Consider the following 23808-nt stretch of genomic DNA (forward strand, 5'->3'; position numbering starts at 1 on the left):
AGGGTCGCGGCTACCGGCCTTCGCACAGAGCCGTCCCGACCACTTCGCGGAAGTCCTCCTCGGCCTTCTCGGTGGACGGCACCTCGTTGAGCGCGACGGCCACGCGACGCCCGCCGGGACCCACCGCGCCCAGCGCGCGGTGACCGCCCGGCACGGTCCCCGCGTGGCCCCACCACACCCCGCCGCAGGGCAGCGGGCTGGAGATCAGGCCGAGCCCGTACCGGGCCCCCGGCCACAGGCGGTCCGGGTCGGCGGCCACCGTCCGTCGCATCTGGGCCAGTTGCGCCGGCGGCACCAGCCGACCGCCGAGGAGGGCGGCGAAGAAGCGTTGCAGGTCGGCGGGCGAGGAGACGAGGGCGCCGCCGACGCCGCCGAACGTCATGTTCCAGTCGGTGCCGTCCGAGCGGACCCCTTCCTGATCCGGTGCCTGGTAGCTGTGCGAGTGCGGGCCGTGCAGGTGGGGGTCGTCGCCGGGCCAGTACGTGTCGCGCAGCCCGAGCGGCCGGATGATCCGGCGGGTGATCTCGGACTCGGCCGGGCGACCGGTGACCTGCTGGACGATCAGGCCGGCGACGAGGTAACCGGTCGTCGCGTAGTGGAAGCGGGAGCCGGGCGGCGTGCCGGGATGCGGCAGGGTCAGAGCCCTGGCGATCAGCTCGCGCGGTGTGAAGTGGCGGTACCGCAGTCGCTCCGGCTCGCCCCACTCGGAGGAGTCGAGGTAGTCCGGCAGCCCCGCGGTGTGCTGGAGCAACTGCCGTACGGTGATCGTCCGGCCGTCGTAGCCGTTGCCGTCGATCAGCCCGGGCAGGTAGCGGTCGACGGACGCGTCGAGGTCGATCCGGTGTTCGGCGGCGAGCTGGAGGACGACCGTGGCGGTGAACGTCTTGGTGACGCTGCCGGCGCGGAGCCGGTCCCGGGCGTTCATCGGGCGGCCCGTGCCGAGATCGGCCGTTCCGGTCGCGTCACTCCAGCGGCCGCAGACCGGATCGGTGACCGCGACGGCCGCGCCCGTGAGGTCGTCGTCCTCGGTCAGGATGCGCAGCGCCCGGCTCAGGGCGCTGTGCGAGCCGCACCCCGGTAAGGCCGTGCGCGACGGTGACGGAGGCGCGGCCGGGGCGGCCCGGGCCGATGCCGGGGCCGCAGTCACGGCCGTCGCCAGCACGAACGCGGCGGCCAGGACCGTTGTCAGCGTGCGCGGATGGTTCAGAAGTCCCATGCGGTGTGACGCTATGCGGTGCGGGGCGCCGACTCACTCCGGCCGGCACCCCGCCGTCGGTGGTGCCGGCACCACCGCGGATCGTGGGGGTATCCCCCTCCCCCAGCCGGTCCGAGCGGCGGGGCGATCAGCACCGGCGCGGGTGCGCCGCCGGGAGGAGTGGTGGAGGGTGGCGTTCTGAAGCCCCATGTGTCCCGGTTGGTCTCCCCCAGGCCGGGCACTTGGCAGTGGACCGAGTCCCGGTGTCCTGGAGGTGTGGTGTGGCGGTACGACATCGTCTGATCAAAGTCAGCCCGCAGACCGTGTGGACCGTCCTCTCGGACGGCAGTCGCTATGCCGAGTGGGTGGTGGGCACCTCGAACTCCGAACCGGTGCGCGGCCAGTGGCCGCAGGTGGACTCGGCGATCGGCTACGAGGTACGCGTCGGCCCCGTTCGGCTCACCAACGAGACGGTCGTCCGGCATTGCGTGGAGGGCTCCGAGCTGGAGCTGGAAGCGCATGCGGGCGTGCTGGGAACCGCCCGGATCGCCATCGAGCTGCGCCCCTGGGGTGAGCACTGTCTGGTGATCGTCGACGAGCACCCGCTGCAGGGGGCGGGCGGGCGCCTGCACAACGTGGGCGCCGAGGCACTGATCCAGCTGCGCCATCGTGCGATGCTGGCCCGGCTTGCCCGGGTCTGCGAGGAGCAGGACCGTTCCGAGCGGACGGAAGGCCTGCGAGGCCCCAGGAGGGCGTCCCCCGGCGTCGCCGGCGGAACCGCCTGATCGCCCCGCACCCACCGTCGGACGCAGACCGCCCGGCCCCCTCCGGCATCGCCCACCGTGTTTCGCTTGAGCCGTCGCGTTCCGCCTGAGCCGTCGTGCTCCTCCGTCATACCACCCTTGAGCCGTCGCGCGCGGAAGCGATCGAGGCCTCATGGGCGCTCATCCCTCGAAGCCCTGGGCGCGCAGGATCTCGTCGATGCGGGTGCGGTGGACCTCCTCCCATGCGTCCAAAGTCTCGTCGGCCTCCCTGGCCAGCTTCGCCCGAGCGGCCGTCAGCGTGTCCTGCGTGCGGCCGGAGGGGACGATCACGATGCCTTCCTCGTCGGCGACGACCATGTCACCGGGGTTCACCGCGACGCCCGCGCACCGCACCCGGGCGTTCAGCGGCTCGACCGCCTTCTTGCTTCCGGGAATGGGAATGACCCCCCGAGCGAAAACGGGGAAGCCCATCTGCCGGACCTCACCGAGGTCGCGGATGAGTCCGTCCGCGACGATGGCGGCGACTCCTCGGCGCTGAGCGACGGCGCACACGTTGCCCCCGGCCAGGGCGTAGTCCAGGTCACCCGACTCGACGACGATGACGGCGCCCGGTTCCGCGCGGTGAATGGCCGCGTGCAGCATGAGGTTGTCGCCGGGAGGGCACCGCACCGTGAACGCCGCTCCCGCCACCCGCGGCACCGGTGACCACAACGGGCGGATGTCGATGTCCATGACCTGCACGCGACCCAGGACGTCGGCCAGAGTCGTGGTGGGGATCGCCGCGAACGCGGCACCTCCGGTGGCGTCTGTCATGTCCCTCTCCCCCTTCGTCGAACACGGTCGTGGCTGTCGCCGTGACCGTGAGGGCGCTCGTGGCACAGCATTCCAGGCTCGGGAACCGCGCGCGGTGGAGCCCGCCCCGGACCGCCCGGTCCGGGGCGGCCCGCGCGTCGGCATGGCGTGGAGCCGGAGACGGGACCGAAGGCGCGAAGGTTCGCGCAGGTGGGCTGCCCGTAGAGTGGAGTGTGCGGATTCATCCGCGTGTGAACCGGTCAGATCCACTCCGACCCACCGGAACGCCCATGCCCCGCCCGTCCGGCGCAGCGGACCAGGACGCCGACGCCCTCTTCGGGCTCGACGCCCTCGGGCCCGAGACCGGGGCCCAGAACGCGGGCCGCCCGTCCTTCCGGGACTCCGACACCGCGCGGCGTCTGCTGCCCGTGCGGGAGATCCACGCCGAGCCCGCGGCCGCCGCCTCCCCGCGCGGCCGGCAGATCATCGCCCGGTTCCCCGACGCACGGCTGATCGAGGTCGAGTCCCACTGGCGCGTCCCGGGGCTGCACGGCAACGAGGGCAACGTCGCGCGCTGGGTGCGCGTCAAGGGCGAGACGCTCGTGCTCGGCGAGCGGAAATCGCCGCGGACACGTCCCAACGGCCGGTCCGCCGACTGGATCGCACCGGGCGCCTCCAACGGCTGCGCGATGGCCTGCGCCTACTGCTACGTGCCGCGCCGCAAGGGGTACGCCAACCCCGTCACCGTGTTCACCAACATCGACCGGATCGTCGCCCACATCGGCCGGCACATCGCCCGGCAGGGCCCGAAGCCCGAGCCGAACCAGTGCGACCCCGGGGCCTGGGTGTATGACATCGGCGAGAACGGCGACTGCTCGGTGGACGCTCTGATCTGCGACAACACCGCGGACCTCGTGCACGCCTTCCGACGGTGGCCGACGGCCAAGGCGTCCTTCGCGACCAAGTTCGTCAATCCCGACCTGTTGACGCTGGACCCGCGGGGCCGGACCCGTGTCCGTTTCTCGGTCATGCCGCCGCAGGACTCCCGGCTTCTGGACCTGCGCACCTCACCGGTCCCCGAGCGGATCGCCGCCGCCGGGGACTTTCTGGACGCGGGCTACGAGGTGCACTTCAACCTCTCCCCCGTCGTGATCCGTCCCGGCTGGGAGGAGGCCTGGACGGAACTCCTCGTGCATCTGGACGACGTCCTGCCCGACCGCGTGAAGCGACAGGCCGCAGCCGAGGTGATCATGCTGACGCACAACCGGGAGCTGCACGAGGTCAACCTCGGTTGGCACCCCCTTGCCGAGGACGTCCTGTGGCGGCCGGAACTGCAGGAGGCCAAGCGCTCCGAGAACGGCGCGCTGAACGTCCGGTACGCGGCTGCCGTGAAGGCGCGGGCGGTGGAACGGCTTCGTGCGCTGGTCGCCGCCCGGGCTCCCTGGCTGCGCATCCGGTACGCGTTCTGACCTCGTCCCGGCGGCGTCGGGCCGCGCCCCACCCGAAACGAACACGGGCTCGAGTCAGCGCACCGATCACCATTCGATGCAGGGCACTCGTCATCTCGCCCTCGTGGACGCGGGTTGATCTCCCGTCGGGCTGAACACGGGCGCGGGCGCATCCGTACCCCGGGTGGACAGCCACCATGAGCCCTCCTCACGGGCTCCGCCTAGGATGATCCGGATGACGAGCACCGAGCAGCACCCCGCGTCACCGCCCGTGCGGCGGTGGCGGGCGATGCTCGTGCTCGGCCTGCTGGTCGGGCTGCTGGCCATGCACGGCCTGGCTCCCGGCGGCGGCCACGAACACTCCGGCGCGCACCGCATGACGGCCGTCGCGGTCAGCGCTCACGACGACTGTGCCGGGGACGGCGGAGACTGCGGCGGAGGCCACCTCCATCACGCCGACCCGACCTGTGCGGCGGCCTCGGTGAGCGGGGCGCCGGCGCTGCCCGCCCTCGTTCCCGACCCGGTCGCCGCCCCCGTACGGGCCGACTCCGTCCGCCCGTACGCGGCCGAAGCGCCGGACAGCGCACGGGCGCCGCCGTCCCTGGCGGAACTCCAACTCCTGCGGATCTAGACAGCACGCGGCCCACGGCGTCCGAACGAGGACGCGGTGCGCCTCGGCACGTCCACATCCCTTTGGCACCAACAGAGCACAGCAGGAGCTTCAGCATGCGCAACACCCGTACCCTGACCCGCCGCGCCGTCCTCACGGCCGTCTCCGTCACCGCCGCGCTCGTCCTCGCCGGCTGCGGCAACGACAGCGACGGCAGCGACAGCGCAAGCGCGGGAGGCGGCAACGCCTCCACGTCCCCGTCGTCGCAGTCGTCGGCGAGCGCCGACGCCGCGGCCGGCGCGCACAACGCCCAGGACGTGTCCTTCGCGCAGGGCATGATCCCGCACCACCGGCAGGCCCTGGAGATGGCGGAACTCGCCGCGGATCGCGCCGCCTCCGCCAAGGTCAAGGACCTCGCGGCGCGCGTCGAGAAGGCGCAGGACCCGGAGATCAAGACCATGAGCGGCTGGCTGACCTCGTGGGGCGAGGACGTCCCCGCATCGTCCGGCGGCATGGCCGAGTCGATGCCCGGCATGGACCACTCGGGCGGGTCCGCGATGCCCGGCATGATGGACGCCCCGGACATGGACGAACTGGAGAAGGCGTCCGGCACGGGCTTCGACACCATGTTCCTGACCATGATGATCGAGCACCACCAGGGCGCCGTCGCCATGGCCACCACGGAGAAGGCCAAGGGCGAGTACGGTCCCGCCACCTCCATGGCCGACGCCATCGTCACCGCGCAGACCGCCGAGATCGCGGAGATGAACAAGCTCCTCGGCAGGAACTGACGACGAAGGCCCCCGCGGCTCGGTGGCCGCCTCGACCGCCCGACGGCGAGGCGGCCACCTTTCGGGGGCGGGTACCCCGGCCACCCTTCGGTGCGGGTACCCCTGGCCCTGCCGCGTCCGCTTCAGGCCGCCTGGACGAGTTCGGCGCGGCCGAACAGCAGGGCGTAGCCCGAGGGGAGCCGGGCGAGGATCCGGCCGAGGAGTTCCTCGCCGGTGAGCTGGGCCACGATGCGCAGGACGGTACCGGCGTCCCAGCGGGTCGTGGCCGCCGTGCCGCCGGTGCGCGACGCCAGATCCTTGACGAACCCCCACCCGGTGAGGGGCTCGGTGGCGGGGATCTCGGAGGCGAAGGCGACGGCGGCCTCGTGCGGCAGCAGCGCCGCGAGCTCCACTCGCTCATCGCCCGTGAGCTGGCGCCCGAGGGCGGCCAGCACGGCGCGCAGGGTCTCCTCGGCCCGTGCGCGGGTGGGGTACGCGCCTTCGTACCGCACCTTTTCCAGCATCTGCTCGAACGTCATGCCGACGGCGGACGGGCACGGTTCCTGCAGCGAAATCATCGGTGACGCGGTTGCCTTTCTCGTCTGCGGTGTGGTTCACGACGTCGGCGGCCGGCAGTCGGCATCCGGCGGACAGGCGGCCGGCGGGCAAGCGGCCGGGGCCTCGTCCGGCGGCCGCCGACGTCGCTCGGTCAGGGGAAGGGGAGGGGGAAGAAGGACGGGGGGCGGGCAGCGAGGTCTGGGGGGCGCTGCCCACGGGCTGTGCGCGCCGGCGTCTAGACGCGCTGGGGATGACCGAACAGCAGGTCGTAGCCCGCCGGGAGCTGGAGCAGGATCCGGCGGGTGAGATCTTCGCCCGCCGCGTCCGCGGCGACGCTGAGCACGGCGCCCACGTCCCAGGCCGCGGTCAGTTCCGTGGCTCCCTCGATCCATGCCGCTGTCGCCCGCACGAACCGCTCGGGGGACAGCGGTTCGCGCGCCTGGAGCGGATTGAGCAGGAGGAGCGCCAGTTCCTCCGGCAGCCGCGCCGCCAGTTCGTTCCGCACGTCGCCGACGAGGTGCGCGCCCAGGAGCGCCAGCACCGTGCGGGCGGCCCGCTCGGCCTCCTCGGCCGTCTTGTACTCGCCGCGTTCCTCGACCCGGTCCAGGAACGCTTCCCATCGCATGGCCATCGCTGCTCCCTTGTGTCCAGGGCTGCGAGCGGAGGGCGGGGACGGCCGCCGGGGAGGCCGTCCCGTCTCCGGCGCGGCTGAGCAGGGTGACTCAGCCGCTGATCTCCTTGTGCGCAGAGCCGCCGCCGATGGCGACCTTGCGGGGCTTGGCGCGCTCGGCGATCGGGATGCGCAGGGTCAGCACGCCCGCGTCGTAGTCCGCCTTGATGCGCTCGGTGTCCAGGGTGTCGGCCAGCACGACCTGCCGGGAGAAGACGCCGAGCGGCCGCTCGGAGAGCTCCATCTGCACGTCGTCCGCCTTGGTGACGGGCCGTCGCTCGGCCCTGACGGTCAGCATGTTCCGCTCGACGTCGATGTCGATCGCGTCCGTGGACACACCGGGCAGGTCGAGAGCGATCACGTACTCCTCGCCCTCGCGGTAGGCGTCCATCGGCATCGCCGAGGGCCGCGACCAGGTGCCGGGCGTGTGCAGGAGCTGCTGGGTGAGTCGGTCGAGCTCACGGAACGGGTCGGTGCGCATCAACATCGTGAAACACCTCCAGTGTTCGGGTCAGGCACGTAGCTGCCAATGCGGTTCACCTGCCATCGTTGTAACATGTCATCGAAGTGATGACAAGTGGAACGTCATCGAAGCGATGACAGCGTGTTGGAGGCTCCATGACGACCGACGATCAGCCCGTCCCCCGCGCCCGCGATCTCACCCCTGCGTCCTTCCTGGCCGCGGCGGCGCTCAACACGATCCACGAGGCGCTGCGCACCGCCCGGACTTCGCCGGCCGGGGAATTCCCGGAGCCCGCCCAGGCCAGCTCGGAGCAGGCGCTCGCCGCGCTGCTGCTGCTGCGCGAAGTGCGCGATCAGCTCGCCGAGTGGGAACCGGGCCTGATCGAGGAGGCCCGGGAGGCGGGGGCCAGCTGGGCCGACCTCGCCCGCCCCCTCGGCGTCTCCAGCCGTCAGGCCGCCGAACGGCGCTACCTGCGTGTACGCCCGGGGAATCCCGGGTCGACGAGCGAACAGCGGGTGCAGGCCACCCGCGACCGCCGCGCGGCCGACCGCACCGTCACCGCCTGGGCCCGCGCCAACGCCGCGGACCTGCGCCAGCTCGCCGGCCAGATCACCGCGCTCCCCGACCTCCCCTCGGCGGCCCGCAGTCCCCTCGTCGAACTCACCGCCGCCCTCGCCGCCGACGACGCCGCCGCCCTGGTCGGCCCGCTGACCGGCACGCACACGTATCTGGCGTCGGACCACCCCGACCTCGCGGCGCGCGTCGACGACGTCGTCCGCCACGCCGACCGGCTCCGGCGCAGCAGCGGCGACCAGCGCCGAGGACCTCGCACCCCTCCCGGGCCCTGAGCACGGACGACGGCGGCGGTCGCGCCCGCCCCCGGCCGGACGACGGGGGTAACGGTTCGCTCCCGGGCGTGGCCCGGCGCGCGGGGTCGGCGGCCTCGCCTCGCGCCCGTGGCGCGCGCCCGCCGTTCGGTGGGCCCCGCCGGGCGATCGGGGAGAGGGCCCCGTACGCGGGCTCCCTGCCGTACCGGGTTCCGGGCGGGCATAACGGACACTGGACAGGAGGAGGGAGGCCGACCGTGCTGACCGTAGTCCGCGAACAACTGGGCCAGGCCCTGTTCCGCCGCGTGGCCGGACCCGACGGACCGGCGACGCGCGACCGCATCCACCGCACCCCCGGCCCGCGCTGGTTCGCACCCGACTGCCCGATCCGCACGGTCCACGGTGACGCCTCCATGTTCATCGGCGGCCTCAGCGCACTGCTGCTGCAGTCCCTCCACCCGCTGGCCATGGCCGCGGTGGCGGGACACTCCGGCTACCGCGGCGACCCGTGGGGCCGGCTCCAGCGCACCAGCACCTTCCTGGCCGTGACCACCTACGGCACCGCCGCGGACGCCCAGCGGGCGGTCGACCACGTCCGTGGCATTCACCAGCGCATCCGCGGGACGACGGCCGACGGCGTGCCGTACCACGCGGCCGATCCGCACCTGCTCGGCTGGGTGCACGTGGCCGAGACCGACAGCTTCCTGCGCGCCCACGCACGCTACGGAGCCCGCCCGCTGGAAGCCGACGGCTACGACGCCTACGTCGCCGACACCGCGCGGGTCGCCGAGGCGCTGGGGGTGATCGACCCGCCCCGGGACCGCCGTGAGCTGTCCGAGCGACTGGCCGCCTACCGGCCCGAACTCAGGGCCACGACCGAGGCCCGGGCCACCGCCCGCTTCCTCCTCTTCCGGCCCCCGCTGCCTCTTGTCGTACGGCCCTTCTACGGCGGGCTGGCCGCGAACGCCGTGGCGCTGCTCCCGCCGTGGGCCAGTCGCATGCTGTGGATGCCCCGCGTCCGGGTCGTCGAAGACCTGGCCGTACGCCCCACGGGACAGGCCCTGACCCGCACCATCCGCTGGGCCATGACCCCGGCACGGCCCTCCCCGCCGATGTGAGCACCCGTCGGCGCAGGCCACGGGGACGGTCCCCTCGAGGACAGCCGGGCTGCGGCTCAGGAGAGGCCGGGGTCGGCCGTCCTGAGGACCTCGCCGAGGGGACGCCGGGGCAGCGGCCTCACACACGACGGACGGCCGAGGCGGAAGATCGTCTGCGGGAAGGCGCCGCCGCTGAGGGTCTGCCGGATCGTCGCCCTCAGGGACGGGACCTCGAGCGGCTGGGTGTGGAAGGCCGCCATCACCCCGTGGTCCGCCGCTTCGAGCAGGATCCGCTGGAGTGCCTCGCCGGCCCGCAGCCAGGCCGTCGGGTCGTCGCGGTCCGTACTGAGGATCGCGATCGCTCCGGTGCGCGAGGTCCGCCGCCGCGGGGGTGCGGAGGCCGGCCGGGACAGGCCCGCGTAGTCCCGGCCCGCGAGGTTCGTGCCGTCCGGGTCCGTCATGTCGGCGTCGACGGGGATCCCGTCGCGCCGTGGCTCGCCGGGCCACCGGGTCCAGCGCCTCAACTCGTCCGCGTACTCCGGACTGGACCTCTGCGCCTCCTCGGCCGTCCGGACCAGCCCGGCCAGATGCCGTCGGCCCGCCCGGTCGACGACGAAGTCCAGCATGGCGCCCGCACCGCGTGCGTGTGCGTGCAGGGCGTCGACGAGCGACGACGGCAGCGGCTCGGCCAGGAAGGGCCCGCGGACCGTGTGGCGGCGCCGCAGGGCGCCGAACAGGCGCTCGCCCTCAGGTGTGGGGGGACGGTAGGCGCCCCACACCACCCTGGCCAGGAACGCCGGGTCCGCCGGGCGCGGGAAGTACTCCACTTCCGGGTTGAATCCCAGATGGCGCACGGCGAGCCGGATGTTGAAGAGAGCGGCCCCACAGCTGATGACCAGCTCCCGGCCGGACGGGTCGGCGAGCGGCAGTCTCCGGCCGCCGTCCGCGTGCACCTCGATGCCCCTGTCGTCGTCCTCGGCGACGAAGATCCAGGGCTGGGTGTTGTACGGAGACGAAGCGGTGACGGCGGCCCGGACCAGGTAGGCGGATGCGTGGCGGGGGTCTGCGCGGACGTCGGACATGATCAGGACCACCCTTGCTCGAGACCTGCGGGCGCTGTCAGTCGTGCGGGACCAGCGCCACCGGCCACTGCACGTGGTGCAGCAGCGCGTGGGCCACCGGACCGGTGTGCGGGCCCACCGCGGCACGCCGTCGGCGACGGCCCACCACCAGCAGTCCGGCCCCGCCCGCCGCGCGCCCGAGGACATGGGCGGCGCGGCCCTCGTGGAGGTTCTCCCGGACGAACACGCCGGGGTACTTCGCGCGCCACGGTTCGAGCAGCCGGATCAGCTCGCGCTCCGCCTCCTCCCGGAACCGGGTGCGCTCCTCGATCCCCGGCACGCCCCGGGTGAGCGGCACGTGCCAGGCGTGCACGACCCGCAGCGGCGCCCTGCGCATTTCGGCCGCGCGGAACGCGAAGTCCAGGACGTCGTCGCTGTGCCCGCCGGTGTCCACGGCCACGGCGACGTCACGGCGGGGGGAATCGGCCGGCGCCTTTCCCGAACCGTCCGGCAGGCGTTCGTCCGCCGCCGTGTCGCCCGCCCGGACGAGGACGACCGGCCGGTCAGCATGAGCGACGACGGCCATGGCGACCGACCCCGCCAGGAGCCCGCCGACACCGCCCATCCCCTGACTCCCGATGACCAGCAGTTCCGCGTTCTCCGCCTCGGCGAGGAGCGCGGGCCCCGGCTGCTCGCGCACCTGTTCGGCCGCGATGTGCAGCCTCGGATACCGCTCGTTCAGGGTTTCGAGGGCGCCGTGCAGCACCCTCCGCGAACGGTCCTGCGGCGCCCGGATCTCTGGCAGGTCCGCGTCGGTGTCGTCGTCGGGAAGGCCCTCCCAGGCATGCACCAGACGCAGCGGCAGTCCACGGCGCAGGGCCTCCCTGGCCGCCCAGTCGGATGCGGCGAGGCTCTCCTTCGAACCGTCCAGGCCGGCCACGACAGGCCTCGTCATGACCGTCATGACCGTCACCTCCCTCGTCCTTCCGCCGGAGTCCGGCGCGGGTTCCCCTCCACGGTCGCATCGGCCGTCGGGCCGTTGCAGGGGCGGATCGGCCCCCGGCGGGGACGTTCGGCCCATGCGGTGCGCCCGCACCCGCCGGAAGCTGAAAGCCGGGACCCCACGAGGGGGTTCGCGACCTCGGACCGTCACGAAAGCGAGGCTCAGCCATGAAGCCCACGAGGACAGGCGCTCTCATGGTCGGCGACGTCGTCACCGCGCGGTGCGACACGCCGTTCAAGGAAGTGGTGCGTCTCCTCGGGGAGCACCGCATCAGCGGGCTCCCGGTGATCGACGAGGACCACAGGGTCGTCGGTGTGATCTCCGAGACCGACCTCGTGCTGCGGCAGGCGGACGAGCCGGATTCCGCCGGCGTCCTGACCCGGTGCCGGCGTCTGCTCAGCCGTCCCGCCCGGCGCGCCGCGGCCAGGAACCGTGCCAGGACGGCCGGCGGTGTGATGTCGACGCCCGCCGTCACCGTGCGCGCGGAGGCCACGGTCACCGAGGCCGCCCGGATCATGACGGAGCACCGTGTCGAGCGGCTGCCCGTGGTGGACGAACAGGGCGCGCTCGTCGGCATCGTCACCCGCCGGGATCTGCTCCAGGTCTTCCTGCGCACCGACGACGAGATCCGGCGGGACGTGCAACAGGAGGTCATCCTCAACACGCTCTGGCTCCCTCCGCACACCGTCGAGGCGGCCGTGCAGGACGGCGTGGTCACGCTCACCGGTCAGCTGGAACGACGCAGCGAGATCTCCGTCGCCGTCGCTGCGACGCGGCGGCTGGACGGCGTCGTCGACGTCGTCGACCACCTCTCCTACCGCATCGACGACAAGCCCCCGCAGCCCCTCGGCACGGCCGTGCACGGCGTCTCCGACGACTGGCTGCGCAAGCTCTGAGACGGCGCTCCGCTACCTTCCGGACCGCATCACCCAGCGGCAGCGCCTGTCCGACCTGGCGAAGGCCGGTGCGCTGACCGCCGAGGACCTGAAGAGCATCCCGGCGGTCACCGTGCACGGCGCCACCGCCTTGTCCGAGGCCGCCCGCATCATGGCCAGGCACGACGGAAGACCGAAGGCAGACGGCAGACGGCACGACGTGTGCGCGGCCGGCGAGTTGTCCACCGGCCGCGCACACCTGATGCGGCCCGGCGCGCCCTGTCTCTGCCGCGCCGCACCCGGATGGTCCCGGCCCCCGTCAACTCCCCCCCCCCGGGGGCCCGGACCGTGTGGGTCGACCGGGCCGCTGACGGACCCGACCGGCCGTGGCCGCCACCGGCTCCTCGCCGCCGCTGTGCCTTCGGCGAGGGCCGGCCTGCTCGACCGCGTCAGTCGTGCGGCACCACGGCCACCGGCGCGGAGGCGTGGTGCAGCACCCCGTGCGTCACCGGTCCGATGCGGCCGCCGACCAAGGCGTGGTTCTTCTTCCGACCGACGACGACCAGCGCCGCGTCCCGCGAGGCATGCACGAGATGACGGCCCGCACCGCCGACGACGGCCTGCGCCCGCACCTCCACGCCGGGAAACTTGTCCTTCCACGGGCGCAGGACCTCGCTCAGGCCGTGCCGTGTCTCCTCCGCCAACTCCGCGTCGAGCCCCGCGTCCAGGGAGGCGCCGTAGCCGTACACCGTCGCCGGGTTCCAGCCGTGGACGACCCGCAGCACGGCCGCGCGCCGCCGGGCGGCCTCGAAGGCGAACTCCACGACGGCGTCGCCCGGTTCCTCCAGATCCAGGCCCAGCACCACGTCGCGGTATGGCGTCGTGGTCGACGCGGCGCCCGCGGGGTCGGGCAGATGCTCGTCCTCGGCGAGCGCACCGGCCCGCACCAGGACGACGGGCCGCTCGGCGCGCGCCACGACGGCGAGCGCCACGGAGCCGACCAGGAAGCCGGCCACCGTGCCGAGGCCCCGGGACCCGAGAACCAGCAGCTCGGTGTCCTCCACCGCCGCCAACAGGGCCGGTACCGCGTCCGTCCGGGCCTGCCGCGTGGTGACCCGCAGGCCGGGGTGACGTTCCTGAAGCCGTCCTTCGGTGTCGTGCAGGAGGTGAGCCGCCCACTCCTGCTGCGCTTCGATCGCGCCCGGCGCCGGAGCCCCCAGGAAGGGGGTGTACCGAGCGCCCAGCGGAGTCCCGGCGTGCAGGAGACGCAGGGGGACCTCTCGTTGGGCTGCTTCGCGTGCGGCCCAGTCGGCGGCGGCCAGGCTTTCGGGCGAGCCGTCGAGACCGACGGTGATGGCGGGCATGTGCGGACCTCCTTCAGGGATGCACCGTCAGTCTCCGAGCCGGCCGCCGGGCCGGAGGAGGGGCCGGAGGTCCCTGCCCGGCGCCGATCGGCCCTCGGAGCACGGCCGCGCGGGCGTGCTCGGCGGCATGGGCCGGGGTCGAGTCCCCGGCCCGTGAAGGCAAGGTGGGTCGAACACGTCAGCAGTGCACCGACGTGCGGCCTCCGTGCGGACCGGCCGGTGCGGCGCCGGCTGCTGCGCCCCGGGAGCCCGACGGCGCAGCAGCCGGACGGCCAGGCCGTCGAGGGCCGCAGTGAGGACACAGGTCAGACCTACGGCCAGAACGAGCAGCACCGCGAACCGTTCCCAGAACTCCGGTGTGAGACTGGTACCCACTGTCCTCGCCCTCCCTGGTCGGCGTCGTTCTCCTCAGCTCCCAGCCAACTCCACGACAGGGCGCGGCGCATGAGCCGAGCGGGCCGCTTCGGGGTCCGGGCCGCCCCTTGCGGCGCGGGGCTCCTCGATGGACCGGCGGTGCCGGGAACCGGGGCCGTTCGGCCCTGGCGGCCGTGGTGTTGCGGTGGTGTGCTGGACGCGGCGGGAAGGACCCGACACCGACGCGGGGAAGCGGTGACAGAGGCCGTGCACCGCGTGATCAGGATCCGCGAGTAGCGGGTGGCGTCCTTCCCGCCCCACGGCGCCCTTCCCAGTCCCTTCACGCGTCGCTTCCGCCGCGGACGTCCGTGCCCCGCGTCCCTACCGCTTCTGCGCCGGCACCCGCCACACCAGTACCGTGCCGCCGCCCTCGGGCGCCCCCAGTTCCAGTGCGCCGCCCAGCTGTTCGGCGCGCTCGGCCATGTTGCGCAGCCCGCTGCGGCGGCCTTCGGCGGGGATGCCCACGCCGTTGTCCGTGACCGACAGCCGTACCTCGCGCCCGTCCGTGGCCAGGAGTACGTCGACGCGGCCGGCGTGGGCGTGCCGGGCGACGTTGGTCAGGGCCTCGGAGAGCACGGCCATCATGTGGTCGGCGATCTCCTTCGGCACGTCGGTGTCCAGCAGGCCTTCCATCCGGACGCTGGGGGCGAAGCCGAGGACCGGCGCGGCCTCCCCGACCACCCGCACCGCCCGGGCCCGCAGGCCGGCCTCCCCCGCGCCCTCGCGGGTCCGCAGGCCGAAGATCGTCGACCGGATGATCTTGATGGTCTCGTCCAGGTCGTCCACCGCGCGCACCACGCGCTCGGCGGCCTCCTCGTGCTCGATGAACCGGCCGGCGCTCTGCAGCGTCATGCCGGTGGCGAACAGCCGCTGGATCGCCAGGTCGTGCAGGTCGCGTGCGATGCGGTCGCGGTCCTTGAGCACCGCGACCTCCTCCGCGTCCTGTCGTCGTTCCGCCAGCTCCATCGCGATGGCGGCCTGTGCGGCGAACGACTTCAGCGGCTCGATCTCCGTCACCGAGAACTCCTGCTGACCGGTCTTTCGCGCCACCAGGACCACGCCGCGCGGGCCCGCCTCGCCGGTGCCGATGGGGACGGCCACGGCGGGACCGAGTCCGTCGAACCGCGGAGGCTCGGCGGCGATGCGCCCGTCACGGCCGACGTCCGCGCTGGAGACCGGGGAGGCGCCGGAGAAGGCCAGCCCCATCAGGCTGCTGTCCATCGGCAGGACGAGGCCCTTGTGCGCCTGTGCGTCCATTCCGACGGCGATCTCCACGGCGAGTGTCCCGGTGTCCTCCATGGGGACCGCGACCGCCGCCAGAGCCGATCCGGTGATCTCGCCGGCGCGCTCGGCGATCAGGGCGAGGACCTCGGTGCGGTCACCGCCGGACATCAGGCTGTGGGTGATCTCCGCGGTCGCCCGCAGCCAGCGTTCCCGCAGCCGGGACTCCTCGTACAGCCGGGCGTTGTCGATGGCGACGCCGGCCGCCACGGCCAGGGTCAGCGTGACCGAGACGTCCTCCTCGTCGAACTGGCCGCCGCCCCGCTTCTCGGTCAGGTACAGGTTGCCGAAGACCTGGTCGCGCACCCGGATCGGGACCCCGAGGAAGCTGTTCATCGGCGGGTGGTGCTCCGGGAAGCCGTACGAGGCCGGGTGTTCGGAGATCTTGGCGAGCCGCAGTGGCTCGGGGTGGCGGATCAGCTCCCCCAGGATGCCGTGGCCCTCGGGATAGGGGCCGATGCGCGCGATCTGCTCGTCGCTGACGCCGACCGTGTGGAAGGCCGACAGCCGCCTGCCGTCCGGGCCGATCACGCCCAGCGCCGCGTACTCCGCGTCGACCAGCGCCGCGGCGGCCTCCACGATGCTGTGCAGGGCCTGCTCGAGATCCAGCTCCCTGCCGACCGACAGCACCGCCTCGAGCAGGCTGTGCACGCGGTCGCGGGTGCCGCGGGCAGCGTCCAGTCGCGCCTGCAGCTCCTCCAGCAGCTCGTCCAGCCTCAGCTGCGGCAGCCGCACGCGGGCCTCCTCGGGGGTCTCCACCGGTGCTCCTTCAGATCCCGTCGACGCACGGACGCCCAACGGTCCGGTCACCTGTCACGGTAGTGGTCGGCCGCGGGGTGCGGTAGCGAATCACCGGCACTCCGCCTCGCCTCTGCGACACCGTCGGCAGTGGGTCTGACCTGGACCGCTGCCGACGGTGTCGCATCCCCCGACGGACCGCCCGGGACGTCACCGTGCGCCCTGCTCGCACCCGCCTGGGCCGACCGGCCCATGGGAGGGGACCGACAGCACCTGCCCCGGCGGCCCGCGCGGTCGGAGCCTGGAGACGTAGCCGGCCCGATGCCCACCGGAGGAGACCGCAGTCATGGTCCGTTACGTGTACGACTTCACAGAAGGCGGCCGTGACCTTGCCGACCTGCTCGGCGGCAAGGGCGCCAACCTGGCCGAGATGACCCGGCTGGGCCTGCCGGTCCCGCCGGGGTTCACCGTGACCACCGAGGCCTGCCGGGCCTTCCTGACCGGCGGCGCCGAGCCGCGCACCCTGGCCGGCGAGATCTCCGACCACCTCACCGTTCTCGAGGAGCCCGCGGGACGGCGGCTGGGCCAGGCCGACGACCCACTGCTGCTGTCCGTGCGCTCCGGCGCGCGCTTCTCCATGCCCGGCATGATGGAGACGATCCTCGACATCGGCCTGAGCGACGCATCGGTGCTCGGCCTGGCGAAGGTCTCCGGGAACGAACGCTTCGCCTGGGACTCCTACCGCCGCCTGGTGCAGATGTTCGGCAGCACCGTCATGGGCGTCGACGCTTCGCTGTTCGAGAACGCCCTGGCCGCTCTCAAGCGCTCGCGCGGGGCCGTGAACGACCTCGGGCTGGACGCGGCGGACCTGGCCGAGCTCGTCTCGGCGTACAAGGAGCTGATCCGCCAGGAGACCGGCGAGGACTTCCCGCAGTCCCCCGCCGAGCAGCTGCGCCGGGCCGTCCTCGCCGTCTTCGAGTCCTGGAACGGCGAGCGCGCCCGGCTGTACCGGCGCCGTGAGCACATCCCGGACGACCTGGGCACCGCCGTGAACGTGCAGACCATGGTCTTCGGCAACCTCGGATCCGACTCCGGCAGCGGCGTCGCCTTCACCCGCGACCCGGCCACCGGCCGGCCCGGACTGTACGGCGACTACCTGGCGAACGCGCAGGGCGAGGACGTCGTCGCGGGCATCCGCAACACCGTCCCGCTGACCGCGCTGCGGGACCTGGACCCCGTCTCCTACGACCAACTGCGCGGGTACATGCGGGTGCTGGAGACCCACTACCGGGATCTGTGCGACATCGAGTTCACCATCGAGCGCGGCCGGCTGTGGATGCTGCAGACCCGGGTGGGCAAGCGCACCGCCGCGGCCGCGTTCACCATCGCGGCGGAGCTGGTCGACGAGGAGCTGATCACCCCTGACGAGGGCCTGGCCCGGGTCGGCGGCGACGGCCTGGCCCGGCTGATGTTCCCCCGCTTCGACACCTCGGCCGTCGGAGAGGCGCTCGCGCACGGACTGCCCGCCTCTCCGGGTGCGGCCGTGGGCGCGGCGGTGTTCGACTCGGCCGAGGCGGTGCGCCGGGCCGCCGCGGGCGAGAAGGTCGTCCTCGTGCGGCAGGAGACCACCCCCGACGACCTGCCGGGGATGATCGCCGCGCAGGCGGTGCTGACCAGCCGCGGCGGCAAGACAAGTCATGCGGCCGTGGTCGCCCGGGGCATGGGCACGGTGTGCGTGTGCGGTGCCGAGGAACTCGCCGTCGACACCGCGGCACGGCGCTTCACCGTCGGCGGCACCGTCGTCGAGGAGGGCACGGTCGTCTCCGTCGACGGCTCCGAGGGCGCCGTGTACCTGGGCGCCGCTCCGCTCGTCGACTCCGCGGTGATGCGGTACTTCGAGACCGGCGAGCAGCCCGACGCGCTGGTCGAGGCCGTGGCCCGCGCCATGCGACGGGCCGACGCCGTCCGGCGGCTGGAGGTGCGGGCGAACGCCGACACACCAAAGGACGCCGCCCGCGCCCGGCGGTTCGGCGCGCAGGGCGTCGGGCTGTGCCGTACCGAGCACATGTTCCTCGGCGAGCGCCGCAAGCTGGTCGAGGCGATGATCCTGGCCCGCGACGACGGCGAGCGCGAGAAGGCCCTGGGCGCGCTGCTGCCCCTGCAGCGGCAGGACTTCATCGGCATCCTGGAGGCGATGGACGACCTGCCGGTCACCATCCGGCTCATCGACCCGCCCCTGCACGAGTTCCTCCCCGACCGCACCGACCTGGCCGTGCGCATCGCCACCGCCGAGGCACGGGGCGATGTGCCGCACCCGCGCGACACCGAGCTGCTCGGCGCCGTCGACCGCATGCACGAGGAGAACCCGATGCTCGGCCTGCGCGGCGTCCGCCTGGGTCTGGTCGTCCCGGGGCTGGTCGCCATGCAGGTTCGGGCGATCGCCGAGGCGGTCGTGGAACGGACGCGGGCCGGGGGCTCCCCCCAGGCGGAGATCATGGTGCCGCTGGTCGGCGCCGTCGAGGAACTGCGCATCGAGCGGGCCGAGGTGGAACGCGTCCTGGCCGAGGTCTCCACGGAATCCGGCGTTCCGGTGCACTGCCCGGTCGGCACGATGATCGAGCTGCCCCGGGCCGCGCTCACCGCCGGCCGGATCGCCGAGGAGGCGGAGTTCTTCTCCTTCGGCACCAACGATCTCACCCAGACCACCTGGGGCTTCTCCCGCGACGACGTCGAGGCGGCCTTCTTCTCCGCCTACCTCGACAAAGGCATCTTCGCCGCCTCCCCCTTCGAGACCCTCGACCGCGACGGTGTCGGCCGGCTGGTGCGGATCGCGGTCGACGAGGGCCGCGCCGCGCGCCCCGACCTGAAGATCGGCGTCTGCGGCGAGCACGGCGGGGACCCGGACTCCGTCCACTTCTTCCACGCCGCGGGACTGGACTACGTCTCCTGCTCGCCGTTCCGCGTCCCGGTCGCGCGGCTGGAAGCCGGACGGGCCGCGCTCTCCGAGTCCCCGACGAGCGACAGCAGGTGACAAGGAGGTGGGTCGCATGGCCCGCATCGTCGGTGAGGTGATGACCTGTGAGGTCGTCGAGGCCCACCGGGAGACGCCCTTCAAGGACGTCGTACGGCTGCTGGACCGGCATCGCATCAGCGGGCTGCCCGTGGTGGACGAGGACGACAAGGTCGTCGGAGTGATCTCGGAGACCGATCTGATCCGCCGCCAGGCGGCCCGGTCCCCCGACTGCCGTGCGGCCACCGCCCAGGAGCTGATGTCCACGCCCGCCGTCACCGTGCACCCGGAGCAGCGGATCGCGGACGCCGCGCGCGTGATGGAGCGGCACGGCGTCGAACGCCTCCCGGTCGTGGACGAGGAGGACCGGCTGATCGGCATCGCCACCCGGCGCGACCTGCTGCGCGTCTTCCTGCGCACGGACGACGAGATCCGCCGGGAGGTCCACGACGAGGTGCTGCCCCGTGCGCTGGGCCGGCCGGACCACGGGGTGACCGTCTCGGTCCGCGACGGCATGGCCCAGCTGGAGGGCTCCCTGGAGCACGGCGAGGACCTTCCGCTCGTGATCCGGCTGACCTATCGGGTGGACGGTGTGGTCGGCGTGGTCAACAGGCTGACGGTCCGCATCGATTCAGGGCCGGTCGGCCCCGTGAAGGGACCGAAGGGACCTGGGGCGGAACACCGCTGACAGGACAAGCTGCTGGTGCAGGCGGCCGGGACCGGCAACTCCGGACACCGCCCCTCGCACCCGCCACCGTTCACCGCTCCCTCCACGCGTCACCGCTCCTTCCCGTACGGCCGCTCCTTCCGCACCGCCGCTCCTTCCGTGCCGCCGACCGTGCGGCGCCGCCCTCTCACCGACGGAGGCTCACCCCCATGACCCGCCACGAGGACCGCAGCGCGACCAGCGACCCCGCCGCCGCGCCGTCCGACATCGCCATCGCGGTGGACCGCCTGGTGACCAACGGGCTCAAGGCACTCGCCGACTACGAGGCGCTCGATCAGGAGCAGGTCGACCACATCGTGAAGAAGGCCTCGGTCGCCGCCCTGGACCAGCACACCGAGCTCGCACGGTTCGCGGTGGAGGAGACCGGTCGCGGCGTCCTCGAGGACAAGGCGGCCAAGAACATGTTCGCCTGCGAATACGTCACGCACAGCATGGGCCCGATGAAGACCGTCGGCGTCATCGCCCGCGACGACATCGACGACATGACCGAGGTGGCCGAGCCGGTCGGCGTGGTGTGCGCGGTCACCCCCGTCACCAACCCGACCTCCACCACCGTCTTCAAGGCGCTGATGGCGCTGAAGACCCGCAACCCGGTCGTGTTCGCGTTCCACCCCTCCGCCCAGCGCTGCAGCGCGCAGGCCGCCCGCATCGTGCGCGACGCCGCGGTCGCGGCGGGTGCGCCGGAGCACTGCGTGCAGTGGATCGAGACCCCGTCCGTCGAGGCCACCGGCGCGCTCATGCGCCACCCGGGCGTCTCGCTGATCCTCGCCACCGGCGGCAACGCCATGGTCAAGGCCGCCTACTCGGCCGGCAAGCCCGCCCTGGGCGTGGGCGCCGGCAACGTCCCCGCCTACGTCCACCGCAGCGCCGACGTACGCCGGGCCGTCAACGACCTGGTCCTGTCCAAGTCGTTCGACAACGGCATGATCTGCGCCTCCGAGCAGGCCGTGATCCTGGACGAGGAGATCTACGACGCGGTCCTCGCCGAATTCCGCACCCTGCACGCCCACCTGGCGACCGCGGAGGAGAAGGCGAAGCTGGAGACGTTCCTGTTCCCCGCCGGCGCCGCGGGCGCGGGCTGCGAGCCCAAGGTGAACGCCGCGGCCGTCGGGCAGAGCCCGGCGTGGATCGCGGAGCAGGCGGGCTTCACCGTACCCGCCGGCACGTCCCTCATCCTGGTCGAGGCCGACCTGGTCGGCCCGCAGGAGCCGTTGACCCGCGAGAAGCTCTGCCCGGTGCTCGCCGTCCTGCGGGCCGGCTCGCAGCAGCAGGGCTTCGACCTGGCCGCCGACATGGTCGCCTTCCACGGACAGGGCCACAGCGCCGTCATCCACACCGGGGACACGGAGCTCGCGGAGGCGTACGGCCGGCGCATCAAGGCCGTACGGATCCTCGTGAACGCCCCGTCCTCGCAGGGCGCCATCGGCGGCATCTACAACAGCCTGCTGCCGTCGCTGACGCTGGGCTGCGGCTCCTGGGGCAGCACGTCGGTGTCCAACAACGTGTCCGCGGCCCAGCTGCTGAACGTCAAGCGCGTCTCGGCGCGCCGCAACAACCTGCAGTGGTTCAAGGTGCCCCCGAAGATCTACTTCGAGCCGCAGTCCATCCGCTACCTCACCTCGATGCCGGACGTCCACCGCGTCACCGTCGTCACCGACGCGACGATGACCCGCCTCGGCCTGGTCGACCGGGTCGAGCGCGTGCTGCGGCGACGCCGGGAGCCGGTCACCATCCAGGTCATCGACAACGTCGAACCCGAGCCGAGCATCGACTCCGTGCGGCGCGGCGCCCGCCTCATGGGCGACTTCCGCCCCGACACCATCATCGCCCTCGGCGGCGGCTCCCCCATGGACGCGGCCAAGGTGATGTGGCTCCTGTACGAGCAGCAGGCCGAGGGCAAGGACGTCGACTTCGCCGACATGCGGCACAAGTTCTCCGACATCCGCAAGCGCGCCTTCCGCTTCCCCGTGCTCGGCAGGCTCGCCCGCCTGGTGTGCGTGCCCACGACCTCAGGCACCGGCGCCGAGGTGACCCCGTTCGCCGTCATCTCCGACCCGGCGACCGGCAAGAAGTACCCGCTGGCCGACTACGCGCTGACCCCGAGCGTGGCCATCGTCGATCCGCTGCTGGCCACCGGGCTGCCCCGAGCACTGGCCGCCGACAGCGGTTTCGACGCCCTCACCCACGCCATCGAGGCGTATGTGTCCGTCTACGCCAACGACTTCACCGACGGCCTCGCCCTGCACGCGATCCGGCTGGTCTTCGAGAACATCGAGCCGGCGGTCGGCGACCGTGCGGCCCGGCCCGAGGCGCGGGAGAAGATGCACAACGCCGGCACCATCGCCGGCATGGCGTTCGGCAACGCCTTCCTCGGCATCGTCCACGCCATGTCCCACACCCTCGGGGCCACGTTCCACATCGCGCACGGCCGCACCAACGCCGTCCTGCTGCCGCACGTCATCCGCTACAACGGCACCGTCCCCACGAAGCTCACCGGCTGGCCCAAGTACGAGAGCTACCGCGCCCCCGAACGCTTCCAGGACATCGCGCGCACCCTCGGTCTGCCCGCCGGCACCCCGGCGGAGGGCGTCGAGTCGCTCGCGGCGGCGGTGGAACGGCTGCGGGACGCGGTGGGCATAGAGCCGACCTTCCAGGCCCTCGGCGTCGACGAGCGCGCCTTCCTCGACGCCCTGCCCCAGCAGGCCCTCAACGCCTACGACGACCAGTGCGCGCCCGCCAACCCGCGGATGCCGATGCTCGACGACATGCGGGAGCTCATGCGCGCCGCCTACTACGGCCACGCCGGGAGCACCGGCAGCGCCGCTCCGTCGAACTGAGCACCAGGGCCTCCCCGCCCTGCTCTCCGCTTCCCGCCCCCTCCCTCTCCCCTTCTTCCCTTTGTCTGCCTTTCAGGAGGTTGTTCCATGCTGTCCGCGGAATCCGCCGCCCTCGTCCGGGCCACCCTGCCCGCCGTGGCCGGAGCGCTCGACGAGATCACCGCCCGCTTCTACGCCACGATGTTCCGCGACCGGCCGGAACTGCTCGACGGGATGTTCAACCGCGGCAACCAGGCCAGCGGCGCCCAGCGCCGAGCGCTGGCCGGCTCCATCGCCGGGTTCGCCGCGACGCTGCTGGAGAACCCCGAGGCCCGGCCGGACGCGCTGCTGTCCCGGATCGCCCACAAGCACGCGGCCGTCGGCGTCACCGACGATCAGTACACGATCGTCCACAAGTACCTGTTCGGCGCGATAGCGGAGGTTCTCGGCGACGCGGTCACCCCGGAGGTGGCGGCTGCCTGGGACGAGGTCTACTGGCTGATGGCCGGCGCGCTGATCAGCCGGGAGACCCTCCTTTACCAGGACGCGGGCGTCCAGCCGGGCGGGATCTGGCGGCCCTGGACGGTCGTCGAACGCCGCACCGAGACCCCAGACGTCGTGTCCTTCCTGCTCCGCCCCGCGGACGGCGGGCGCGCACCGCGTGCCCGCGCGGGCCAGTACGTGAGCGTCCGCGTGCGCCTGGCCGACGGCGTGCGTCAACTGCGCCAGTACAGCCTGTCCTCGGACCCGGGCGGCGACCTGCGACGGATCACCGTGAAGCGGGTCAGGGGCGACGGCGCCGGGCCCGACGGCGAGGTCTCCGCCCTGCTGCACGACCACGTCCGCGAGGGGGACGAGCTGCTGCTGTCCGCGCCGTTCGGGGACGTCTTCCTCGACGACCCGGTGGACGCCACCTCCCCCGTCGTGCTGGTCTCGGCCGGCATCGGATGCACCCCCATGACCGGCATCCTGGCCCACCTGGCGGCCCTCCGCTCGATCCGCCCGGTCCTGGTGCTGCACGCCGACCGCTCCCCCGCCGACCACGCCCTGCGCGCCGAGACGCACGAGCTGGTCGGACGGCTGCCGGGCGCGAGGGCCGTGTTCTGGTACGAGCGCCCCGGGCCGGAGGAGCCCGACGCCCGCACCGGCCTGATGGACCTCGGGGGAACGGAACTCCCCGACGACGCCACGGTGTTCCTGTGCGGCCCGCTGCCCTTCATGCGAGCGGCGCGCGCACAGCTGCTCGACGCCGGGGTGCCCGCCCGGCGCATCCGCTACGAGGTCTTCGGACCCGACCTGTGGCTGCCCGAGACCGCGGCCTGAAC

At 73.0% G+C, this 23808-nt stretch carries 20 protein-coding genes; 11 read left to right on the forward strand and 9 right to left on the reverse strand.

Annotated elements, in window-relative coordinates; all coding sequences use genetic code 11:
- Positions 1 to 10 precede the first annotated feature (10 nt).
- On the reverse strand, positions 11 to 1216 hold the full coding sequence (locus ACZ7DE_RS30580) for a serine hydrolase domain-containing protein (RefSeq protein ID WP_470766802.1): 1206 nt from the start codon (positions 1214 to 1216) through the stop codon (positions 11 to 13).
- A gap of 260 nt (positions 1217 to 1476) precedes the next feature.
- Between ACZ7DE_RS30580 and ACZ7DE_RS30585 the strand changes: the two genes are divergently transcribed.
- A complete protein-coding gene (locus ACZ7DE_RS30585; protein WP_470766803.1) occupies positions 1477 to 1980 on the forward strand; it encodes an SRPBCC family protein in 504 nt (167 codons plus the stop codon).
- A 159-nt stretch (positions 1981 to 2139) separates the two neighbouring features.
- On the opposite strand, the gene ACZ7DE_RS30590 is transcribed toward ACZ7DE_RS30585, so the two are convergent.
- A complete protein-coding gene (locus ACZ7DE_RS30590) occupies positions 2140 to 2772 on the reverse strand; it encodes an RraA family protein (protein WP_470766805.1) in 633 nt (210 codons plus the stop codon).
- 269 nt (positions 2773 to 3041) lie between these two features.
- Here ACZ7DE_RS30590 and ACZ7DE_RS30595 point away from each other — a divergent pair, with 269 nt between their 5' ends.
- From ACZ7DE_RS30595 to ACZ7DE_RS30605, 3 genes are all read left to right on the forward strand, one after another.
- Complete coding sequence (locus ACZ7DE_RS30595; RefSeq protein WP_470766806.1) at positions 3042 to 4220, forward strand: spore photoproduct lyase family protein; 1179 nt, start codon at positions 3042 to 3044, stop codon at positions 4218 to 4220.
- Positions 4221 to 4434: 214 nt separating this feature from the next.
- Positions 4435 to 4830, forward strand: coding sequence for a DUF6153 family protein (locus ACZ7DE_RS30600; RefSeq protein WP_470766808.1), 396 nt, complete (start codon positions 4435 to 4437; stop codon positions 4828 to 4830).
- Positions 4831 to 4925: 95 nt separating this feature from the next.
- Positions 4926 to 5600, forward strand: coding sequence for a DUF305 domain-containing protein (locus ACZ7DE_RS30605; protein WP_470766809.1), 675 nt, complete (start codon positions 4926 to 4928; stop codon positions 5598 to 5600).
- Between the two features lie 122 nt (positions 5601 to 5722).
- Here the strand turns inward: ACZ7DE_RS30605 and ACZ7DE_RS30610 are convergent, their stop codons facing one another.
- The 3 genes from ACZ7DE_RS30610 to ACZ7DE_RS30620 form a co-directional block, all read right to left on the reverse strand.
- Positions 5723 to 6157, reverse strand: coding sequence for a DUF2267 domain-containing protein (locus ACZ7DE_RS30610; RefSeq protein WP_470766810.1), 435 nt, complete (start codon positions 6155 to 6157; stop codon positions 5723 to 5725).
- Between the two features lie 215 nt (positions 6158 to 6372).
- Positions 6373 to 6768 (reverse strand): DUF2267 domain-containing protein, encoded by a 396-nt coding sequence (locus ACZ7DE_RS30615; RefSeq protein WP_470766812.1) that lies wholly within the window; start codon positions 6766 to 6768, stop codon positions 6373 to 6375.
- A gap of 91 nt (positions 6769 to 6859) precedes the next feature.
- Positions 6860 to 7294, reverse strand: a complete 435-nt coding sequence (locus ACZ7DE_RS30620) for an Hsp20/alpha crystallin family protein (RefSeq protein WP_470766814.1) — start codon at positions 7292 to 7294, stop codon at positions 6860 to 6862.
- Positions 7295 to 7425: 131 nt separating this feature from the next.
- On the opposite strand from ACZ7DE_RS30620, the gene ACZ7DE_RS30625 reads away from it, so the two are divergent.
- Together ACZ7DE_RS30625 and ACZ7DE_RS30630 are read left to right on the forward strand one after the other, a co-directional pair.
- Positions 7426 to 8118, forward strand: a complete 693-nt coding sequence (locus ACZ7DE_RS30625; protein WP_470766815.1) for a type III effector protein — start codon at positions 7426 to 7428, stop codon at positions 8116 to 8118.
- 236 nt (positions 8119 to 8354) lie between these two features.
- Positions 8355 to 9215, forward strand: a complete 861-nt coding sequence (locus ACZ7DE_RS30630) for an oxygenase MpaB family protein (RefSeq protein WP_470766817.1) — start codon at positions 8355 to 8357, stop codon at positions 9213 to 9215.
- 56 nt (positions 9216 to 9271) lie between these two features.
- On the opposite strand, the gene ACZ7DE_RS30635 is transcribed toward ACZ7DE_RS30630, so the two are convergent.
- Together ACZ7DE_RS30635 and ACZ7DE_RS30640 are read right to left on the reverse strand one after the other, a co-directional pair.
- Entirely contained in the window at positions 9272 to 10276 is a 1005-nt protein-coding gene (locus tag ACZ7DE_RS30635) for an Acg family FMN-binding oxidoreductase (RefSeq protein WP_470766819.1), read from the reverse strand.
- A 37-nt stretch (positions 10277 to 10313) separates the two neighbouring features.
- Positions 10314 to 11219, reverse strand: coding sequence for a universal stress protein (locus ACZ7DE_RS30640; protein ID WP_470766821.1), 906 nt, complete (start codon positions 11217 to 11219; stop codon positions 10314 to 10316).
- Positions 11220 to 11425: 206 nt separating this feature from the next.
- Between ACZ7DE_RS30640 and ACZ7DE_RS30645 the strand changes: the two genes are divergently transcribed.
- Positions 11426 to 12154 carry a CBS domain-containing protein gene (locus ACZ7DE_RS30645; RefSeq protein WP_470766823.1) on the forward strand — a complete coding sequence of 243 codons (729 nt, stop codon included), beginning with the start codon at positions 11426 to 11428 and terminating at the stop codon, positions 12152 to 12154.
- Positions 12155 to 12582: 428 nt separating this feature from the next.
- Here ACZ7DE_RS30645 and ACZ7DE_RS30650 read toward each other — a convergent pair whose 3' ends face one another.
- Both ACZ7DE_RS30650 and ACZ7DE_RS30655 read right to left on the reverse strand, forming a co-directional pair.
- Positions 12583 to 13497 carry a universal stress protein gene (locus ACZ7DE_RS30650; RefSeq protein WP_470766824.1) on the reverse strand — a complete coding sequence of 305 codons (915 nt, stop codon included), beginning with the start codon at positions 13495 to 13497 and terminating at the stop codon, positions 12583 to 12585.
- Positions 13498 to 14232: 735 nt separating this feature from the next.
- On the reverse strand, positions 14233 to 15951 hold the full coding sequence (locus ACZ7DE_RS30655) for a GAF domain-containing sensor histidine kinase (protein ID WP_470766825.1): 1719 nt from the start codon (positions 15949 to 15951) through the stop codon (positions 14233 to 14235).
- A gap of 325 nt (positions 15952 to 16276) precedes the next feature.
- Here ACZ7DE_RS30655 and ppdK point away from each other — a divergent pair, with 325 nt between their 5' ends.
- From ppdK to ACZ7DE_RS30675, 4 genes are all read left to right on the forward strand, one after another.
- Complete coding sequence (ppdK, locus tag ACZ7DE_RS30660; RefSeq protein WP_470766827.1) at positions 16277 to 18961, forward strand: pyruvate, phosphate dikinase; 2685 nt, start codon at positions 16277 to 16279, stop codon at positions 18959 to 18961.
- Between the two features lie 16 nt (positions 18962 to 18977).
- Positions 18978 to 19628 (forward strand): CBS domain-containing protein, encoded by a 651-nt coding sequence (locus ACZ7DE_RS30665; protein WP_470766828.1) that lies wholly within the window; start codon positions 18978 to 18980, stop codon positions 19626 to 19628.
- A gap of 188 nt (positions 19629 to 19816) precedes the next feature.
- Complete coding sequence (adhE, locus tag ACZ7DE_RS30670; protein WP_470766830.1) at positions 19817 to 22504, forward strand: bifunctional acetaldehyde-CoA/alcohol dehydrogenase; 2688 nt, start codon at positions 19817 to 19819, stop codon at positions 22502 to 22504.
- A gap of 87 nt (positions 22505 to 22591) precedes the next feature.
- On the forward strand, positions 22592 to 23806 hold the full coding sequence (locus tag ACZ7DE_RS30675) for a globin domain-containing protein (protein WP_470766832.1): 1215 nt from the start codon (positions 22592 to 22594) through the stop codon (positions 23804 to 23806).
- Positions 23807 to 23808 lie beyond the last annotated feature (2 nt).

It is taken from the genome of Streptomyces sp. NPDC037083, from assembly GCF_055606485.1.

Excerpts from the sequence above, each read along its gene's own strand:
- ACZ7DE_RS30580 (WP_470766802.1), bottom strand. The coding sequence starts at position 1,216 with ATGGGACTTCTGAACCATCCGCGCACGCTGACAACGGTCCTGGCCGCC.
- ACZ7DE_RS30590 (WP_470766805.1), bottom strand. The coding sequence starts at position 2,772 with ATGACAGACGCCACCGGAGGTGCCGCGTTCGCGGCGATCCCCACCACG.
- ACZ7DE_RS30595 (WP_470766806.1), top strand. The coding sequence starts at position 3,042 with ATGCCCCGCCCGTCCGGCGCAGCGGACCAGGACGCCGACGCCCTCTTC.
- ACZ7DE_RS30600 (WP_470766808.1), top strand. The coding sequence starts at position 4,435 with ATGACGAGCACCGAGCAGCACCCCGCGTCACCGCCCGTGCGGCGGTGG.
- ACZ7DE_RS30605 (WP_470766809.1), top strand. The coding sequence starts at position 4,926 with ATGCGCAACACCCGTACCCTGACCCGCCGCGCCGTCCTCACGGCCGTC.
- ACZ7DE_RS30610 (WP_470766810.1), bottom strand. The coding sequence starts at position 6,157 with ATGATTTCGCTGCAGGAACCGTGCCCGTCCGCCGTCGGCATGACGTTC.
- ACZ7DE_RS30615 (WP_470766812.1), bottom strand. The coding sequence starts at position 6,768 with ATGGCCATGCGATGGGAAGCGTTCCTGGACCGGGTCGAGGAACGCGGC.
- ACZ7DE_RS30620 (WP_470766814.1), bottom strand. The coding sequence starts at position 7,294 with ATGTTGATGCGCACCGACCCGTTCCGTGAGCTCGACCGACTCACCCAG.
- ACZ7DE_RS30625 (WP_470766815.1), top strand. The coding sequence starts at position 7,426 with ATGACGACCGACGATCAGCCCGTCCCCCGCGCCCGCGATCTCACCCCT.
- ACZ7DE_RS30635 (WP_470766819.1), bottom strand. The coding sequence starts at position 10,276 with ATGTCCGACGTCCGCGCAGACCCCCGCCACGCATCCGCCTACCTGGTC.
- ACZ7DE_RS30640 (WP_470766821.1), bottom strand. The coding sequence starts at position 11,219 with ATGACGGTCATGACGAGGCCTGTCGTGGCCGGCCTGGACGGTTCGAAG.
- ACZ7DE_RS30645 (WP_470766823.1), top strand. The coding sequence starts at position 11,426 with ATGAAGCCCACGAGGACAGGCGCTCTCATGGTCGGCGACGTCGTCACC.
- ACZ7DE_RS30650 (WP_470766824.1), bottom strand. The coding sequence starts at position 13,497 with ATGCCCGCCATCACCGTCGGTCTCGACGGCTCGCCCGAAAGCCTGGCC.
- ppdK (WP_470766827.1), top strand. The coding sequence starts at position 16,277 with ATGGTCCGTTACGTGTACGACTTCACAGAAGGCGGCCGTGACCTTGCC.
- ACZ7DE_RS30665 (WP_470766828.1), top strand. The coding sequence starts at position 18,978 with ATGGCCCGCATCGTCGGTGAGGTGATGACCTGTGAGGTCGTCGAGGCC.
- adhE (WP_470766830.1), top strand. The coding sequence starts at position 19,817 with ATGACCCGCCACGAGGACCGCAGCGCGACCAGCGACCCCGCCGCCGCG.
- ACZ7DE_RS30675 (WP_470766832.1), top strand. The coding sequence starts at position 22,592 with ATGCTGTCCGCGGAATCCGCCGCCCTCGTCCGGGCCACCCTGCCCGCC.